Origin of the sequence: Loktanella sp. F6476L (assembly GCF_023015725.1) — a bacterium.
Classification (GTDB): Bacteria; Pseudomonadota; Alphaproteobacteria; order Rhodobacterales; family Rhodobacteraceae; genus Yoonia.
In genome coordinates this window covers 1-18,577 of record NZ_JALKAR010000018.1, presented here as the reverse complement: position 1 = coordinate 18,577, position 18,577 = coordinate 1, and the positions used below count along the sequence as shown (strand labels likewise).

The following is an 18,577-nucleotide window of genomic DNA, read 5'->3' as shown; positions in this document are numbered from 1 at the left end:
TGATGGCGCTCCCCCGTAAAAATGGACTTAGACTGTTGGGCAGCATCGCTTCCCAGCAAAATTGAGCCGGAGGGGATACCCTCCAAACTTGGAGTGAAACTGTGGATAGAGCACAAAAAGAACAGCTGGTCGAAGAGCTCGGCCAAGTCTTTGAAAGCTCTGGCGTCGTAGTGGTTGCCCACTACGAAGGCATGACAGTTGCCGAAATGCAGGACCTGCGCGCAAAAATGCGTGACGCAGAAGGGTCCGTACGCGTTGCCAAGAACAAGCTCGCCAAAATCGCCTTGGAAGGTAAGCCTTGCGCAAGCATCGCTGATTACCTGACAGGCATGACTGTTCTCGCCTATTCCGAAGACCCTGTCGCTGCGGCGAAGGTCATGGATGGCTACGCTAAAGAAAACGACAAGCTCGTTATTCTTGGCGGTGCTATGGGTGAGACTGCTCTGGACGTAGCTGGTGTGAAAGCCGTTGCCGCGATGCCATCCCGCGAGGAGCTTATTGCTTCTATCGTTGGTTGCATCGGTGCACCTGCAAGCAACATCGCTGGGGCCATTGGCGCGCCTGCTTCGAACATCGCAAGCATTCTCTCAACCATTGAAGAGAAAGCTGCATAAAGCAACTTGGATTGACTTAGGGGCATCTGCCCTGACGTTGGAACACACTATTTAGAAATGGAAAAGCAAATGGCTGATCTGAAGAAACTTGCTGAAGAGATCGTTGGTCTGACCCTTCTCGAAGCACAAGAACTGAAAACCATCCTCAAAGACGAGTATGGCATCGAACCAGCTGCCGGTGGCGCAGTGATGATGGCTGGCGGCGGCGACGCTGGCGGCGCAGCAGCAGAAGAGAAAACTGACTTTGACGTCGTTCTCAAGAACGCTGGCGCGTCCAAAATCAACGTCATCAAAGAAGTTCGCGGCATCACAGGTCTTGGCCTGAAAGAAGCTAAAGACCTCGTCGAAGCTGGCGGCAAAATCAAAGAAGGCGCTCCGAAAGCGGAAGCTGAAGAGATCAAAGCGAAGCTGGAAGCAGCTGGCGCAGAGGTTGAACTGGCCTAAGCCATTTTCAACTGATCGAAAGAAGCCCGGCACGCAGCAATGCGTGTCGGGTTTTTCGTTTTCGCAGGGTGTGGGGTGTCGGCGGGGGCGCTAACAACTGAAAACGCAAAAAATCACTGTTGACTGAAACTTGGGGGCGGCATTTTACGTGTCTTCAGCAATCCGGACGCTTCCGGTGACCTAACTCAAGGAACTTTACGATGTTTATGCGTACGACAGCACTTGCTACGATCTCCATGCTTTCAGCAGGCACAGCCATTGCTGATGGTCACGCCGCTTTGTCAGGCTACGCGCTTGCCAACGATGGGATGACGCTGGTGACAATGGACAGCATCGCTGATCCGGCCGCCGCCATGACTTACGACCTGTCTGCACGTCTTGATGCAATTGCGTATCGTCCTGTGACCGGTGATCTGGTCGGGTTCTCACGCGATGGCATGGTTTTCACAATTGACAAGATGTCGGGTGCGCTGACTGATCTGGGCGCAAACTTTGCCGATGATGCGATGGTCACTGGTGCCGCCGTTGCGATGGACTTTAACAACGCGATTGATGCGGTGCGGATGGTTGGTGACGATGGTGCGAACCTTGTTTATTTTCCTGAAGGGTTCGGCGACGATGATGAACGTGCCAATTCCGTACTGCGCTTCACCGACACGGCCTACGCCGAAGGTGACGCGAACGAGGGCGCAGAACCGCTGATCTATGCGACCGCCTACACAAACGCGATTGCTGGCATGACTGCCGAAAGCACGTTCCAGTACGCGCTCGACGCCCGCACAAACGCATTGGTCAGCCTCGCGAACAACGCGGGCACATTGGAAACTGTAGGCACGGTCATGGTTGACGGCGAGGTCGCTGATCTTGTGACCGCAGGTGGTTTTGACATCGTATCGCCAGAAGAGGGTGTCGATATGGGCTATGCGATCTTGCAGATGGACGGGGCCGACACGTCCGGTCTCTATGCGATCGACCTGACGACAGCCGAGGCGACGCTTTTGTCCGATCTGGGCAGCACCGGTTTCTCGGGCTTTGCTGTCGCGATGGGCATGTAAATAATACAACCGCCGCCCGGTTCGGATTGGGCCGGCCGGCGGTGCTTTGATGTGCGATTTTGTGGGTTTGATCTCGCGCACCGTGACGGGGAACTTGACGCGGGCCACGGTTTCCAACATGCTAGTGCGACAACGACAGGGCACAAGAATGCCCTATTTGGTCTTGTGTTCTTTCCTCTCACATCATATCTGGGCGGTCTATGCGGGTTCGATTGATTCGAAGCCGCTTTTTCTGTCTTGCAATATGGAGCCTTCGAAACACCCTCTGATTGATTAAATCACAGCAGGGGAAGGCAAACTATTGTGCGGCGTCTGGCTTGGAAAGCCCTTTTTGTAAGGGTTTTCCAAGGCAGAGATATGGTCGAGTGCTGCGCAGTGGGTCGTGCGGCGAGAATGGACCATGTTTCACTGCTGTCTCGTATGGTTGCCCATGCTGTCGCCCAACTGCATGTGCCCCGTTGAGAATTTGAAAGGTGTCCAGACACATGGCGCAAAGTTTCCTCGGTCAGAAACGTCTCCGTAAGTATTACGGCAAAATTCGCGAAGTTCTTGAAATGCCGAACCTCATCGAGGTTCAGAAATCTTCCTACGACCTGTTCCTGCGTTCCGGCGACAGCGACACGCCGCTTGACGGCGAAGGCATCAAGGGTGTTTTCCAGTCGGTTTTCCCGATCAAGGATTTCAACGAAACTGCAGTTCTCGAGTTCGTAAAGTACGAACTGGAAAAGCCAAAGTACGACGTTGAAGAATGTCAGCAGCGCGACATGACCTATTCAGCGCCGCTGAAGGTGACACTGCGCCTGATCGTATTTGATGTGGACGAAGACACAGGCGCGAAGTCTGTGAAAGACATCAAAGAACAAGACGTATTCATGGGCGACATGCCTTTGATGACGCCAAATGGCACCTTCGTTGTCAACGGCACAGAGCGTGTGATCGTTTCCCAGATGCACCGTTCACCGGGCGTGTTCTTTGACCACGACAAGGGTAAAACCCATTCTTCTGGTAAGCTGTTGTTCGCATGCCGGATCATTCCTTACCGTGGTTCATGGCTCGACTTTGAATTCGACGCGAAGGACCTCGTGTTCTGCCGAATCGACCGTCGTCGTAAATTGCCTGTCACAACGCTGCTCTATGCGCTTGGTTACGACCAAGAAGGCATCATGGACGCGTACTATAACACCGTCGATTACAACCTCGACAAAAAGGGCCAGGCTTGGTCCACGAAGTTCTTCCCAGAGCGCGTGCGCGGCACCCGTCCTGCAGAAGATCTGGTCGATGCTGCAACTGGCGAAGTCATCGCAAAAGCGGGCGAAAAGGTTACTCCTCGTTCCGTGAAAAAGCTGATCGACGAAGGCAAAGTTACCGATCTGTTGGTCCCGTTCAACAGCATCGTTGGCAAATTTGTAGCCCGCGACATCATCAACGAAGAAACTGGTGCGATCTACGTTGAAGCAGGTGACGAACTGACCGTTGAAGTCGATAAAGACGGCGACGTCATCGGCGGTACATTGAAAGACCTCGTCGATGCAGGGATCACATCCTTGCCGATCCTCGACATCGATAACGTCAACGTTGGCGCGTACATGCGCAACACAATGGCAGGCGACAAGAACATGAACCGCGAAACCGCGCTCATGGACATCTACCGCGTCATGCGTCCGGGTGAACCACCGACCGTCGATGCAGCATCCGCGCTGTTTGACACGTTGTTCTTCGATTCCGAACGCTATGACCTGTCAGCTGTTGGTCGTGTGAAAATGAACATGCGTCTCGATCTGGACGCAGAAGACACAATGCGCACGCTGCGCAAGGACGACATTGTTGCTTGTATCAAAGCGCTTGTTGAACTGCGTGACGGCAAAGGCGACGTGGACGACATCGACCACCTCGGCAACCGTCGTGTCCGCTCTGTCGGCGAATTGATGGAAAACCAGTACCGTGTTGGCCTGCTTCGTATGGAGCGCGCGATCAAGGAACGTATGTCTTCCGTCGAAATCGACACAGTCATGCCGCAAGACCTGATCAACGCGAAACCTGCTGCTGCAGCTGTGCGTGAATTCTTCGGCTCTTCCCAGCTGTCCCAGTTCATGGACCAAACAAACCCACTGTCGGAAGTCACGCACAAGCGTCGTCTGTCTGCGCTTGGGCCAGGTGGTTTGACACGTGAACGTGCAGGTTTTGAGGTACGTGACGTTCACGCCACGCACTACGGTCGTATGTGTCCGATTGAAACGCCGGAAGGGCCAAACATTGGTCTGATCAACTCACTCGCGACATTCGCGCGTGTGAACAAATACGGCTTTATCGAAACACCATACCGCAAGGTCATCGACGGCAAGGTCACAGACGAAGTGTCCTACATGTCCGCGACCGAAGAAATGCGTCACACAGTGGCACAGGCCAACGCGGGTCTTTCCGAAGAAGGCGAGATCATCAACGAACTCGTATCCACACGGAAAAACGGTGACTACACACTGTCCCCACGTGAAAATGTTGACCTGATCGACGTATCACCGAAGCAGTTGGTGTCCGTTGCGGCTTCCTTGATCCCATTCCTTGAAAACGACGATGCGAACCGGGCCCTGATGGGATCCAACATGCAACGTCAGGCGGTTCCACTGCTTCAGGCAGAGGCACCACTTGTTGGTACGGGTATCGAAGAAGTTGTGGCACGGGATTCCGGTGCGGCGATCATGGCGAAACGTGCGGGTATCATCGACCAGGTTGATGCGCAGCGTATCGTTATCCGCGCGACTGAAGACCTCGGTCTGGGTGACGCAGGCGTAGACATCTACCGCATGCGCAAATTCCAGCGTTCTAACCAAAACACCTGCATCAACCAGCGTCCGCTGGTGAAGGTGGGCGATAAGGTCACGAAGGGTCAGGTTGTTGCTGACGGTCCATCCACTGACATGGGTGAATTGGCTCTGGGTAAGAACGTGGTCGTCGCGTTTATGCCTTGGAACGGCTACAACTACGAAGACTCCATCCTGATTTCCGAGCGTGTGACACGTGACGACGTCTTCACTTCGATCCACATCGAAGAATTCGAAGTCGCCGCCCGTGATACAAAGCTTGGGCCTGAGGAAATCACCCGTGATATTCCAAACGTTGGTGAAGAAGCACTGCGTAACCTTGATGAGGCCGGTATCGTTTATATCGGTGCGGAAGTTGGGCCTGCAGACATTCTGGTTGGTAAGATCACACCAAAAGGCGAAAGCCCGATGACACCGGAAGAAAAGCTTCTGCGCGCCATCTTTGGTGAGAAAGCATCTGACGTGCGTGACACGTCCTTGCGTCTGCCGCCGGGTGACTTCGGGACAATCGTTGAAGTGCGCGTCTTTAACCGCCACGGTATCGAAAAAGACGAACGTGCCTTGCAGATCGAGCGTGAAGAAGTTGAACGCCTTGCACGCGACCGTGACGATGAGCTGGTCATCCTTGACAGGAACATCTACGCGCGCCTGCACGACATGATCATCGGCAAAACAGCTGTTAAAGGTCCAAAAGGGTTCAAATCGAACTCTCCTGTGACTGAAGAAGCGATGGCTGAATTTGGTCGTGGTGCATGGTGGCAGTTTGCGTTGGAAGACGAAGCTGACGCACAAGTCGTGGAAGCCCTGAACGAGCAATACGAAGCGCAAAAGCGCATGATGGATGCCCGTTTTGAAGATAAAGTCGAAAAAGTCCGTCGTGGGGATGACCTGCCGCCGGGCGTGATGAAGATGGTCAAAGTCTTCGTTGCGGTGAAGCGTAAGCTGCAGCCGGGCGATAAAATGGCCGGCCGTCACGGCAACAAAGGTGTTATTTCCAAGGTTGTACCCATGGAAGACATGCCATTCCTCGCGGATGGGACACCTGTCGACTTCTGTCTGAACCCACTGGGTGTGCCTTCGCGTATGAACGTTGGTCAGATCCTTGAAACACACATGGGTTGGGCTGCACGTGGCTTGGGTATCCAAGTGGACGAAGCTTTGGACGAATACCGCCGCTCTGGCGATATGACCCCAGTGCGCGACGCGATGAAGATCGTTTACGGTGACGACGTTTACGCCGAAGGCATCGCTGATCTTGAGCAAGACGATCTGCTTGAAATCGCGGGCAACGTTCGCCGTGGTGTGCCAATCGCGACACCCGTCTTCGATGGTGCCAAAGAAGCAGACGTCAACGACGCCCTGACACGTGCTGGTTTCAGCACATCAGGTCAGTCAGTTCTGTTCGATGGCCGCACAGGTGAGCAGTTTAGCCGTAAGGTCACAGTTGGTGTGAAATACCTGCTGAAACTGCACCACTTGGTCGACGACAAGATCCACGCACGTTCCACAGGGCCATACTCCTTGGTCACGCAACAGCCGCTGGGTGGTAAAGCCCAGTTCGGTGGTCAGCGTTTCGGGGAAATGGAAGTCTGGGCGCTCGAAGCATATGGCGCGGCTTACACGCTGCAAGAGATGCTGACAGTGAAGTCGGATGACGTTGCAGGCCGGACGAAGGTCTACGAAAGCATCGTCAAAGGCGAAGATAACTTCGAAGCCGGCGTGCCAGAGTCGTTCAACGTGCTCGTGAAAGAAGTCCGGGGCCTCGGCCTTAACATGGAACTCCTGGATGCGGAGGATGAAGAGTAAGTGCCAAAGCGCGCTCTCAAGGTGATTTTGGGTGCGGCGGCAGTTCTAGCTTTTGGAACAATATGTTTCTTTGCTGGTACTGTCGTCAGCTCGAACTCGATGGAGGTAGCCCTCGTCGTTGATCATCAAGAAAGCGTTGCAGGTCGTCTTGTGATTCATGAGCCCTCGGAATGGGATGGATTTGAGATAGCTTCCGCAATTTGCACGACACGCTCCGATATCAGTCGCTTCGCTCATACATACGCTTATTTTGGCACGGGATTACACGTCACGTTCTCTTGCCTAGAGCCTGGAAAGGACACCTGATGAACCAGGAACTGACAAACAACCCGTTTAACCCGCTCACACCGGCGAAAACGTTTGACGAAATCAAGGTCTCTTTGGCCTCACCTGAACGGATCCTGTCGTGGTCCTTTGGTGAGATCAAAAAGCCAGAAACCATCAACTACCGGACGTTCAAGCCTGAGCGTGACGGCCTGTTCTGCGCCCGTATCTTTGGCCCGATCAAAGACTACGAATGCCTGTGCGGTAAATATAAGCGCATGAAGTATCGTGGCGTTGTCTGCGAGAAATGTGGTGTTGAAGTTACCCTTCAGAAAGTCCGCCGTGAGCGGATGGGCCACATCGAACTGGCTGCTCCAGTCGCACACATCTGGTTCCTCAAGTCGCTTCCGTCCCGGATCGGCCTGATGCTGGACATGACGCTGCGCGATCTTGAGCGTATCCTGTACTTCGAAAACTACGTTGTGATCGAACCGGGCCTCACAGACCTCACTTACGGTCAGCTGATGACCGAAGAGGAGTTCAACGATGCGCAAGACGTCTACGGCATGGACGCGTTCCAAGCGAACATCGGTGCCGAAGCGATCCGCGAGATGCTGTCTCAGATCGATCTTGAAGGCGAAGCAGAGCAACTGCGTGCTGACCTGAAAGAAGCCACTGGTGAATTGAAGCCAAAGAAGATCATCAAGCGTTTGAAGATCGTTGAAAGCTTCATCGAATCCGGCAACCGCCCGGAATGGATGGTTCTGACAGTGATCCCAGTGATCCCGCCAGAATTGCGCCCGCTCGTGCCACTGGATGGTGGCCGTTTCGCGACGTCCGACCTCAACGACCTTTACCGTCGTGTGATCAACCGGAACAACCGTCTGAAGCGTCTGATCGAATTGCGCGCACCTGACATCATCGTTCGTAACGAAAAGCGGATGTTGCAAGAATCTGTTGATGCGTTGTTCGACAACGGTCGTCGTGGTCGTGTCATCACAGGTGCGAACAAGCGTCCATTGAAATCTCTCAGCGATATGCTGAAGGGTAAGCAAGGTCGTTTCCGTCAAAACCTTTTGGGTAAGCGCGTCGACTTCTCTGGCCGTTCGGTCATTGTGACTGGTCCTGAATTGAAACTGCACCAGTGCGGTCTTCCCAAGAAGATGGCGCTCGAGCTGTTCAAACCGTTCATCTACTCGCGTCTTGAAGCCAAAGGCCTGTCTTCCACAGTGAAGCAAGCCAAGAAATTGGTCGAAAAAGAGCGTCCAGAAGTGTGGGATATCCTCGACGAGGTTATTCGCGAACACCCTGTCATGCTGAACCGTGCGCCTACATTGCACCGTCTTGGTATTCAGGCGTTCGAACCGGTTCTGATCGAAGGTAAAGCGATCCAGCTGCACCCGCTCGTTTGTTCTGCGTTTAACGCTGACTTCGACGGCGACCAAATGGCGGTTCACGTTCCACTGTCATTGGAAGCACAGCTTGAAGCCCGTGTTCTGATGATGTCCACGAACAACGTTCTGTCACCGTCCAACGGTGCACCGATCATCGTGCCATCACAGGATATGATCTTGGGCCTGTACTACACCACAATCATGCGTGAAGGCATGGTCGGTGAAGGCATGACGTTCTCTGACATCGAAGAAGTCGAGCACGCGTTGACGGCTGGTGAAGTTCACCTGCACGCCAAAATCCACGCACGTATGCCGCAGATCGACAACGAAGGTAACGAAGTCATGGAGCGGTTCGAAACCACTCCGGGTCGTCTGCGCCTTGGTGCCTTGCTGCCACTGAACGCGAAAGCACCATTTGCTCTCGTGAACCGTCTTCTGCGGAAGAAAGAAGTGCAGCAGATCATTGATACGGTCTACCGCTACTGTGGTCAGAAAGAATCCGTGATCTTCTGTGACCACATCATGACGATGGGTTTCCGCGAAGCGTTTAAGGCTGGTATTTCGTTCGGTAAGGACGACATGGTTGTGCCTGACACGAAATGGGAACTGGTTGGCGAAACACGTGACCTCGTAAAAGACTTCGAACAGCAGTACATGGACGGCCTGATCACTCAGGGTGAAAAGTACAACAAAGTTGTCGATGCTTGGTCAAAAGCCAACGACAAAGTCACTGACGCGATGATGGACACGATTGGTACAACGCCAATCATGGAAAATGGATCTGAAGGTGAACCAAACTCGGTTTACATGATGGCCCACTCCGGTGCCCGTGGTTCGGTTACACAGATGAAACAGCTGGGCGGGATGCGCGGCTTGATGGCTAAGCCAAATGGCGAAATCATCGAGACACCAATCATCTCGAACTTTAAAGAAGGTCTGACCGTTCTCGAGTACTTTAACTCGACACACGGTGCTCGTAAGGGTCTGTCAGATACGGCTTTGAAAACTGCGAACTCTGGTTACCTGACACGTCGTTTGGTTGACGTGGCGCAAGACTGTATCGTTCGTGAAATCGACTGTGGGACCGAAATGGCCATCACAGCCGAACCAGCGGTTAACGACGGTGAAGTGATTGCATCGCTTGCAGAACGCGTCCTTGGCCGTGTGTCTGCGGATGACGTGATCAAGCCGGGCACTGACGAGGTAATCGTTGCTGCCGGTGAACTCATCGACGAACGTACATCTGACCTGATCGACGTGGCTGGCATTTCCAAAATGCGCATCCGTTCACCACTGACATGTGAGGCCGAAGACGGCGTCTGTGCCATGTGTTACGGTCGTGACCTTGCCCGTGGTACACGCGTTAACATCGGTGAGGCCGTCGGCATCATCGCGGCGCAGTCCATTGGTGAACCTGGTACACAGCTGACGATGCGGACATTCCACATCGGCGGCGTTGCTCAGGGTGGTCAGCAGTCCTTCCAAGAGGCATCCCAGCCGGGTAAAATCCGTTTCGACAATGCAAGCTTGCTGGAAAATACAGCTGGTGAGATGGTCGTTATGGGCCGGAACATGGTTCTGTCGATTGAAGACAGCGAAGGTACTGAACTGTCCAAGCACAAGGTTGGCTACGGTTCCAAGGTCTTCGTCAAAGAGGGTCAGGACATTCTGCGCGGCGACAAGCTGTTTGAATGGGATCCGTTCACACTGCCAATCATCGCTGAGAAATCGGGTACTGCGCGTCACGTTGACCTCGTTAACGGTATCGCAGTGCGTGAAGAAACCGATGACGCGACAGGTATGACACAGAAGATCGTGACAGACTGGCGTGCGGCTCCGAAAGGCAATGAACTTGCACCTAAGATCATTGTTGTCGGTGCTGACGGTGAACCTGCTCTGAAAGACGACGGTAACCCAGTATCTTACGGCATGTCCGTTGATGCGGTTCTGTCTGTCGAAGACGGTCAGGAAATCTCTGCTGGTGACGTTCTTGCGCGTATTCCGCGTGAAGGTGCGAAGACCAAGGACATTACCGGTGGTCTGCCACGGGTTGCGGAATTGTTCGAAGCACGTCGTCCGAAAGATCACGCGATCATCGCCGAAATCGATGGTTATGTGCGCTTCGGGAAAGACTACAAGAACAAGCGCCGCATCGCGATTGAATCAGCCGATGATGCAGACGTGAAGGTCGAATACATGGTGCCGAAGGGTAAGCACATTCCAGTTGTGGAAGGTGACTTTGTCCAGAAGGGCGATTACATCATGGACGGTAACCCTGCGCCGCACGATATTCTTGCGGTTATGGGTGTCGAAGCCTTGGCTGACTACATGATCGACGAAGTTCAGGACGTTTACCGTCTGCAGGGCGTTAAGATCAACGATAAGCACATCGAAGTCATCGTACGTCAGATGCTCCAGAAATGGGAAATCCAAGACAGCGGCGACACAGTTCTGCTCAAGGGCGAAACTGTCGATAAGGCTGAATTCGATGAAGCCAACGCCAAAGCGCTGAAGCGTGGCGACCGCGTCGCAACGGGCGAACCGATCCTCTTGGGGATCACCAAGGCGTCCTTGCAGACACGTTCGTTCATCTCTGCGGCGTCGTTCCAGGAAACAACGCGGGTTCTGACAGAGTCTTCTGTTCAGGGTAAGCGCGACAAACTGGTCGGCCTCAAAGAGAACGTCATCGTGGGTCGTCTGATCCCTGCGGGTACAGGTGGGGCAACCCAGCGCGTCCGCAAGATCGCGACAGACCGTGATAACGTAGTGATCGAAGCGCGTCGTGACGAAGCTGAACAAGCCGCTGCATTGGCTGCACCGTCCGCAATGGACGTCGCTGATGATGTTGTCGGTGGTGATGTCTTCGATACAATCATCGAGGAAACACCGGATAGCCGCGATTAATCTGACCTGTCAGACGAAATGATTGAAAAGGCCCCCGCAGGACACTGCGGGGGCCTTTTTCTTTGATCGCAGCTTGCTGCACTGCATCTGGACGACCTGGCTCTTTGGCGGCGTATCACACGCAACAGTCTAAAATTTAACCAGTTGGTCAGGTTCTCCCGACTTGATTGGTTAATGCACGTGTCCTAGCGTCAATCTCACGCGACATTATCGCAAAATTTGACACGCCGATTTGAAAGAAAACACATGTCCATTCGAAAAATGGCACACCCTTTTGCCGCTCCGCAGGACGGTGTTGCACTCATCCATTTGATCATCACAACCATCATGTATTTTGGTTCAATCGCCCTTGGGACTGTCTATTTTGGCAATTTCCTGATCATGGCGCTTGCAATCATTCTCTTCACGGGCGGCGGCATCCGCTTCTTTGGCGCCCAACATGACTGTGGGCACGCGGCGCATTTCAGCAACCGTGCGGTTAACACGGTTGTTGGTGTTATCCTTGGCGCGTTCACGGCGCATCCATTTTTCGCGATGCGGCATAATCATAACCTCCACCACCGCCACATCGGCAACCTTGATGAACGCGACGCGCATGAGGTTCTGACGTGGACCGTGGCAGAATATCAGGCCGCCGGTTTTTGGGGAAAACTGTATTACCGGACGTACCGGTCTGCTCCAGTGATCTATTTCATCGGCCCCGTGTTCATTTTTTTCATCCGCTACCGCATTCCGAAGAACGTCACGAAAACGGGCTGGACCGATGTCGTGACCCAAAATGCCCTGATGTGTGGGCTGTGGGCAGTCATCTACTTCGTCGGTGGTGAAACGGCGTTCTTGTTCTTCGTGATCGCGAACGTGTTTGCATGCTGTTTCGGGACGTTCATGGTCTATGCGGGCCACAATTTCGAAGACGCCTATTGGGAACATGAAGGCGGCGTTGATTTTGAAGAAGCATCGCTCAAAGGATCAAGCGTGCTTGATTTTGGCCCGATCTTTCACTTTCTCACCTACAACTTTGCCTTCCACGACCTGCATCATCTGTACGTGAAAATTCCGGCCTATCGATTGAAGGCCTGCCACGAAGCATTGGTCGATGTCTTGCAGCCAACCCGTATGGGCTGGGGCGAAGCAATTGCCTGCGTAAAGTGGAAATTGTGGGACGAGGATAGCAAACGCATGGTCCGCTTTTCGGACGTCAAAGAACCGGTCGCCCTGCAGCCTGCTGAATAATCTGGCGCAGTGAAACGGACGCTGCTACGGCTGATCCATGGCATTTCTGACAGACAACATGCGCGGCGCACTTTTCATGATGGGGTCCATGACGGCCTTCACCGTGAACGATGCCTTTATGAAATCAGTTTCGACTGACTTGCCGCTGATGCAGTCTATTTTCCTGCGCGGGGTGATCGTCCTGCCGCTGCTGATCCTGCTGTGTAAATCCATGGGCCAGCTGCGTTTTGACCTAAGCCGCCGGGACTGGATCTTGGTTTTGATCCGCACCGTAGCGGAGATGGGCGGCGCGTTCTTGTTCATTAAGGCTTTGTTCAATATGCCTTTGGCGAACGTCAGCGCGATCCTGCAGGCCTTGCCGCTGACCGTCAGTTTGGCGGCCGCGTTGTTCTTTCAAGAACCGCTTGGATGGCGTCGGATTACTGCGATTATTGTGGGCTTCGCGGGCGTTCTTCTGATCGTCAGGCCGGGTGGGGCGGATTTCAGCGTCTTTTCGATCTATGCCATCGCAGCCGTTCTGATCGTCACGGTCCGCGATCTGGCTGCGCGGCGCATGTCGCGCGACGTGCCTTCGACGCTTGCCGCTGTTGTGGCCGCGATCGGGGTGACTGTGATGGCCGCGATCGGTTTGCTGACGGAAACATGGGTGCCCGTCACGGTTCCACATGTTGGGTTCTTAACGGGTGCGGCGGTCTTCATCATTGGGGGCTACGTCTTTTCCGTCGCCGCCATGCGCGTCGGCGAAATCGGCTTTGTTGCACCGTTCCGATACACGAGCCTTCTGGTCGCGTTGATCCTAGGATTTCTTGTGTTCGGGGAAATCCCAAAGGCGCTGACATTCCTTGGTGCAGGCATCGTCGTCGCGATGGGGCTTTTCACGTTGTATCGCGAACAACGCGTCAAAAGGCGGCTGGCCCGCCAAATGGCAAGCCAGCCTCAGTAATTTACTGGCGCTCGCCAAAGAACTTACCAGTTCCTGTCAGCGTCACGTCATAGTCATCGGATGCAGACCCCGTTGTGCCACCGGAAACATCGCCGACAATTGTGTCGCCGTCGTCAAAATCGGTGACAAAATCGCCGCGCAGATCAAGTGACCACGTGCTTGTCTGTTCCATCAAAACATCGTCCAGAACAGCATCCAAGACACCTGTAGCGGTTGCTTCGATCCGGCCATCGCGTGCGTCGCCGCGTACCGTCAATTCGCCACCGAATTCTTGGTCTTCGAAACCGTTGTTATTATCGTCGAACAGGTTAATCTGAGAAATCGTGCCATCGATCCCACCACTGCCTTCGCGTCCTGCCGTTGCCGAAATATCTACGCCCATCTCAAGAAGGCCAAGGATACTGTAATCGTCTTCGCCGTTCACGATTGCATCGCTGCGGACGTGCCCTTCGTATGTAGCGGACCCTGTCGGGATGTCCGTCGCTGCGGTGAAGTCGAGCCTGCTTGCGCGAACATCATCGGCGCTCAGCGCGGTCAGATCAGAACGGCTGAGCGTGTTTTCATTTGGTAGCTCGCAGGCGGCAAGGCCGGCGATGGCGAAAAACGGTAAGGCAAATTTATAAGTCATCGATAATGGATCCTATGTTTGAAATGGCGGCAGCGGACACCCTGCAAAGTGATTGCAGGGCTTATGATATTCAATATCAACGGGTCGGGACAGGTCGGGAAATGCTGACCATGCGAAATCCCGCCTGTCATCGTTCGACCCCAACGAAACGGCCATTGCCGGTCAGGTCCACATTGTAATCATCCCGCGATCCGCCGGATGTGCCGCCTGTCGCGGAACCGGCGATTGTGTCTGCGGTCGCGAAATCGTCGCGGAACGACCCATCAAGTTCAATCGACCATTCGGCGACTTCATCACGGGTGCCCGTGCGGGCGCGTCTTAGGTCGCCAACTGCGGTGGCTTCGATTTCCCCGGATACACTGTCCCCGCGGATATCAAGCGTCCCGGACAGAGGAATAAGACGATCATTGGATTCGCGATCAATCACGGTGACGTCTGTGATCGTGCCAGTGATGGGATTACGTCCCACAAAACTGCTGCGGCTATTGATATCGACGTCCAGTTCGAGATCGCCAATCACGTCGTATCCGCTTTGGTCTTCAATGATGGCACTGCTGCGCACATGACCGTCGTAGGTGGCTGTCCCATATGGCACACGTGTCGACGACGTTTCGGGCAGGGTGGACCCGAATTTATCGTCGGCGACTGCCGCGTTGAAATCTGACGCCGTGAACGCGGGTCTAATGACTGTGGTCGTTGGCGTGGGGGCCGATACAACAGGTTTGTTCGTGACAGTTTGCGCACCGCAGGCGGCGGTGGTTGCAGTTGCGATGATGAGCAGGGCAGGGCGGATAGACATGGCAGCTCCTTTTCTGGATGGCTTGCCTCGATCAACACGACCGGCGTGCAGATATTCAATATCGGGCGCTGTGATCCGGACTGTTATGCGATATCGTCCCGCAGAACGGCGTCTGAAATCCTACGATGCCGGCGCCCTGTTGACACCTTTCCCGACTCTGCCTATACGCCCGTTCATCCGGGTAGGGGGCATTGCGTCTTTTGACCTGATATCAAGATAAAAGTGGTCAAGAACCGGTCTAATGCTGACTTGTTCCTCTGTAGCCCGCCGCACCAAACCTCCGGTAAGGGTTTGACTGCGGATTTTTTGTGCTGGTCTTAGCTGATTGGCGTTTGCCGACCTTAATCGTGCCTTCGGGTGCATAATTTGTGAATAGATGGGAACATCAAACGATGCCAACGATTCAGCAGCTGATCCGCAAACCGCGCCAGCCAAAAGTCACTAAGTCCAAGTCGCAGCACTTGGAATCATGCCCGCAGAAACGCGGCGTATGTACACGTGTTTATACTACAACACCTAAGAAACCGAACTCCGCGATGCGGAAAGTTGCCAAGGTTCGCCTGACCAACGGTTTCGAAGTCATTTCTTACATCCCAGGTGAAAGCCACAACCTTCAGGAACACTCTGTGGTTCTGATCCGTGGCGGTCGTGTAAAAGACCTTCCGGGTGTCCGTTACCACATCCTGCGCGGTGTGTTGGATACCCAAGGTGTTAAAGATCGTAAGCAGCGCCGCTCCAAATACGGTGCGAAGCGTCCTAAGTAATCGCGGAACGGCGGACCCATATTGGTCCGCCCTACCCACCATCCGTAGGGCGGGGACATCCCCCGCCGTTGCCCGAAACGAGAGAGAGACCGACACATGTCACGTCGTCACGCCGCTGAAAAACGCGAAGTCCTACCTGACGCCAAATACGGCGATAAGGTTCTGACAAAATTCATGAACAACCTGATGATCGACGGCAAAAAAGCCGTTGCTGAGCGGATTGTTTACAACGCATTTGACCGCGTTGAAGATAAACTGAAGAAATCACCAGTGGAAGTGTTCCACGAGTGCCTCGACAACATCAAACCAAACCTCGAAGTGCGTTCGCGCCGCGTTGGTGGTGCTACGTACCAGGTTCCTGTTGAAGTACGCCCAGAGCGCCGTGAAGCGCTTGCTATTCGTTGGTTGATCGCTGCTGCTCAAAAGCGCAACGAAAACACAATGGAAGAACGCCTTGCTGGCGAGCTGATGGATGCGATCAACGGTCGCGGCACAGCCGTTAAGAAACGCGAAGACACCCACAAAATGGCCGATGCAAACAAAGCATTCAGCCACTACCGCTGGTAATAGGAAACATCTGATATGGCACGCGAGTATCCACTCGAACTGTACCGGAACTTTGGTATCATTGCGCACATTGATGCGGGTAAAACCACATGTTCCGAACGTATCCTGTACTATACAGGTAAGTCCCACAACATCGGCGAAGTGCACGATGGTGCTGCGACAATGGACTGGATGGAGCAGGAGCAGGAACGGGGTATTACAATTACTTCAGCTGCGACCACGACATTCTGGGAACGCACAGAGAACGGCACAGAAGCTGACTCTCCTAAGCACCGCATGAACATCATCGACACACCAGGCCACGTTGACTTCACAATCGAAGTTGAACGTTCCTTGGCTGTTCTCGATGGTGCTGTTTGTGTTCTTGACGCCAACGCTGGTGTTGAACCACAGACTGAAACTGTTTGGCGTCAGGCTGACCGCTACAAAGTTCCGCGTATGGTTTTTGTCAACAAAATGGACAAAATCGGCGCTGACTTCTTTAACTGCGTCAACATGATCGAAGACCGGACTGGCGCGCGCGCTATTCCGATCGCATTCCCGATTGGTGCGGAAACAGAGCTGGAAGGCCTTGTTGACCTCGTCACGATGGAAGAATGGTTGTGGCAGGGCGAAGACCTTGGTGCATCATGGATCAAAGCACCGATCCGTGCCGATCTTGCTGACAAAGCTGCGGAATTCCGTGAGCGTCTTGTCGAAGCTGCTGTTGAGCAGGACGACGATGCGATGGAAGCGTACCTCGAAGGAAACGAACCAGACGTGCCAACGCTGCGCAAACTGGTCCGTAAGGGTTGTCTGAACCTGTCTTTCGTTCCTGTTCTGGGCGGTTCTGCGTTCAAGAACAAAGGTGTTCAGCCTCTGTTGAACGCTGTTGTAGACTACCTGCCGAGCCCGCTCGACGTTGTTGACTACATGGGCTTTAAGCCAGGCGACGAAGACGAAGTTCGTGACATCGCACGTCGTGCGGATGACGACATGGCGTTCTCTGGCCTCGCATTCAAAATCATGAACGACCCATTTGTGGGCTCTTTGACATTTACACGGATTTACTCCGGTACATTGTCTAAGGGTGACACCATGCTCAACTCTACCAAGGGTAACAAAGAGCGCGTTGGCCGTATGATGATGATGCACTCTAACGACCGTGAAGAAATCAACGAAGCATTCGCTGGTGACATCATTGCGTTGGGTGGTCTGAAGAACACAACAACAGGTGACACCATCTGTGCGCCAAACGATCCAGTTGTTCTTGAAACAATGACGTTCCCAGATCCTGTGATCGAGATCGCCGTTGAGCCAAAAACAAAAGGCGACCAAGAAAAGATGGGCCTCGCCCTTCAGCGCTTGTCAGCCGAGGATCCATCCTTCCGTGTGGAAACTGATCTGGAATCCGGTCAGACCATCATGAAGGGTATGGGCGAACTTCACCTCGACATTCTTGTTGACCGCATGAAGCGTGAATTCAAGGTTGAGGCGAACATCGGTGCGCCACAGGTTGCTTATCGTGAAACCATTGGTCACGAAGTTGAACACACTTACACCCACAAGAAACAGTCTGGTGGGTCTGGTCAGTTTGGCGAAGTGAAAATGATCATCTCTCCGACAGAGCCGGGCGAAGGCTATTCCTTCGAATCCCGCATCGTTGGTGGTTCGGTGCCAAAAGAATACATCCCAGGCGTCGAAAAAGGCATCCTGTCCGTTATGGACAACGGTCCTTTGGCTGGCTTCCCTGTGATCGACTTCAAAGTGGCGTTGATCGACGGTAAGTTCCACGACGTTGACTCTTCCATCATGGCGTTCGAAATCGCGGCTCGTATGTGTATGCGTGAAGGCATGCGCAAAGCGGGTGCGAAGTTGCTCGAACCAATCATGAAGGTCGAAGTGATCACACCTGAAGAATACACAGGTGGTATCATCGGCGATCTGACATCCCGTCGGGGTCAGGTTCAGGGTCAGGATACACGCGGTAACGCTATTGCAATCGACGCAATGGTGCCACTGGCAAACATGTTCGGCTACATCAACACATTGCGCTCCATGTCCTCTGGGCGTGCGCAGTTCTCGATGCAGTTCGACCACTACGATCCAGTACCGTCGAACATCTCTGAAGAGATCCAAGCGAAATTTGCATAAACGGTTGGCGGGCCTAACAGCCCGCCGCCCAATCCAGACAATCGAATATCCCCAAGGTGGGATTATTTAAGGAGGCCATCATGGCTAAGGAAAAGTTTGAACGCACGAAACCGCACGTCAACATCGGTACAATCGGCCACGTTGACCACGGTAAAACGACGCTGACAGCGGCGATTACAAAGTACTTTGGCGACTTCCAAGACTACGACC

13 protein-coding genes are annotated in these 18,577 nt (G+C 53.7%); 11 read left to right on the top strand and 2 right to left on the bottom strand.

All coding sequences use genetic code 11. The features are described from left to right. Positions 1-101 precede the first annotated feature (101 nt). From rplJ to MWU61_RS18585, 7 genes are all read left to right on the top strand, one after another. Positions 102-614 (top strand): 50S ribosomal protein L10, encoded by a 513-nt coding sequence (gene rplJ / locus MWU61_RS18615; protein ID WP_247129970.1) that lies wholly within the window; start codon positions 102-104, stop codon positions 612-614. 69 nt (positions 615-683) lie between these two features. Further along, positions 684-1,058, top strand: coding sequence for a 50S ribosomal protein L7/L12 (gene rplL, locus MWU61_RS18610; RefSeq protein WP_247129969.1), 375 nt, complete (start codon positions 684-686; stop codon positions 1,056-1,058). Between the two features lie 200 nt (positions 1,059-1,258). Next, the gene (locus MWU61_RS18605) at positions 1,259-2,113 is read left to right on the top strand and encodes a DUF4394 domain-containing protein (protein ID WP_247129968.1); all 855 of its coding nucleotides are present in this window, start codon (positions 1,259-1,261) and stop codon (positions 2,111-2,113) included. A 485-nt stretch (positions 2,114-2,598) separates the two neighbouring features. Continuing rightward, positions 2,599-6,738: a DNA-directed RNA polymerase subunit beta gene (rpoB, locus tag MWU61_RS18600; RefSeq protein WP_247129967.1), complete on the top strand. Its 4,140-nt coding sequence runs from the start codon at positions 2,599-2,601 to the stop codon at positions 6,736-6,738. A gap of 305 nt (positions 6,739-7,043) precedes the next feature. Then, positions 7,044-11,300: a DNA-directed RNA polymerase subunit beta' gene (rpoC, locus tag MWU61_RS18595; protein WP_247129966.1), complete on the top strand. Its 4,257-nt coding sequence runs from the start codon at positions 7,044-7,046 to the stop codon at positions 11,298-11,300. 246 nt (positions 11,301-11,546) lie between these two features. Then, positions 11,547-12,533: a fatty acid desaturase gene (locus MWU61_RS18590; RefSeq protein WP_247129965.1), complete on the top strand. Its 987-nt coding sequence runs from the start codon at positions 11,547-11,549 to the stop codon at positions 12,531-12,533. Between the two features lie 37 nt (positions 12,534-12,570). Then, on the top strand, positions 12,571-13,476 hold the full coding sequence (locus MWU61_RS18585; RefSeq protein ID WP_247129964.1) for a DMT family transporter: 906 nt from the start codon (positions 12,571-12,573) through the stop codon (positions 13,474-13,476). Position 13,477: 1 nt separating this feature from the next. Here the strand turns inward: MWU61_RS18585 and MWU61_RS18580 are convergent, their stop codons facing one another. Together MWU61_RS18580 and MWU61_RS18575 are read right to left on the bottom strand one after the other, a co-directional pair. Beyond that, the gene (locus MWU61_RS18580; protein ID WP_247129963.1) at positions 13,478-14,104 is read right to left on the bottom strand and encodes a hypothetical protein; all 627 of its coding nucleotides are present in this window, start codon (positions 14,102-14,104) and stop codon (positions 13,478-13,480) included. A 127-nt stretch (positions 14,105-14,231) separates the two neighbouring features. Continuing rightward, complete coding sequence (locus MWU61_RS18575; protein ID WP_247129962.1) at positions 14,232-14,903, bottom strand: hypothetical protein; 672 nt, start codon at positions 14,901-14,903, stop codon at positions 14,232-14,234. A 392-nt stretch (positions 14,904-15,295) separates the two neighbouring features. On the opposite strand from MWU61_RS18575, the gene rpsL reads away from it, so the two are divergent. The 4 genes from rpsL to MWU61_RS18555 all read left to right on the top strand — a co-directional run. Then, positions 15,296-15,667, top strand: coding sequence for a 30S ribosomal protein S12 (gene rpsL / locus MWU61_RS18570; RefSeq protein WP_247129961.1), 372 nt, complete (start codon positions 15,296-15,298; stop codon positions 15,665-15,667). 96 nt (positions 15,668-15,763) lie between these two features. After that, positions 15,764-16,234, top strand: coding sequence for a 30S ribosomal protein S7 (gene rpsG, locus MWU61_RS18565; protein ID WP_183524551.1), 471 nt, complete (start codon positions 15,764-15,766; stop codon positions 16,232-16,234). A gap of 15 nt (positions 16,235-16,249) precedes the next feature. Beyond that, positions 16,250-18,367: an elongation factor G gene (gene fusA, locus MWU61_RS18560; RefSeq protein ID WP_247129960.1), complete on the top strand. Its 2,118-nt coding sequence runs from the start codon at positions 16,250-16,252 to the stop codon at positions 18,365-18,367. Between the two features lie 80 nt (positions 18,368-18,447). Then, on the top strand, positions 18,448-18,577 hold a 130-nt coding region (locus MWU61_RS18555), incomplete at its 3' end, for a GTP-binding protein (protein WP_247129987.1).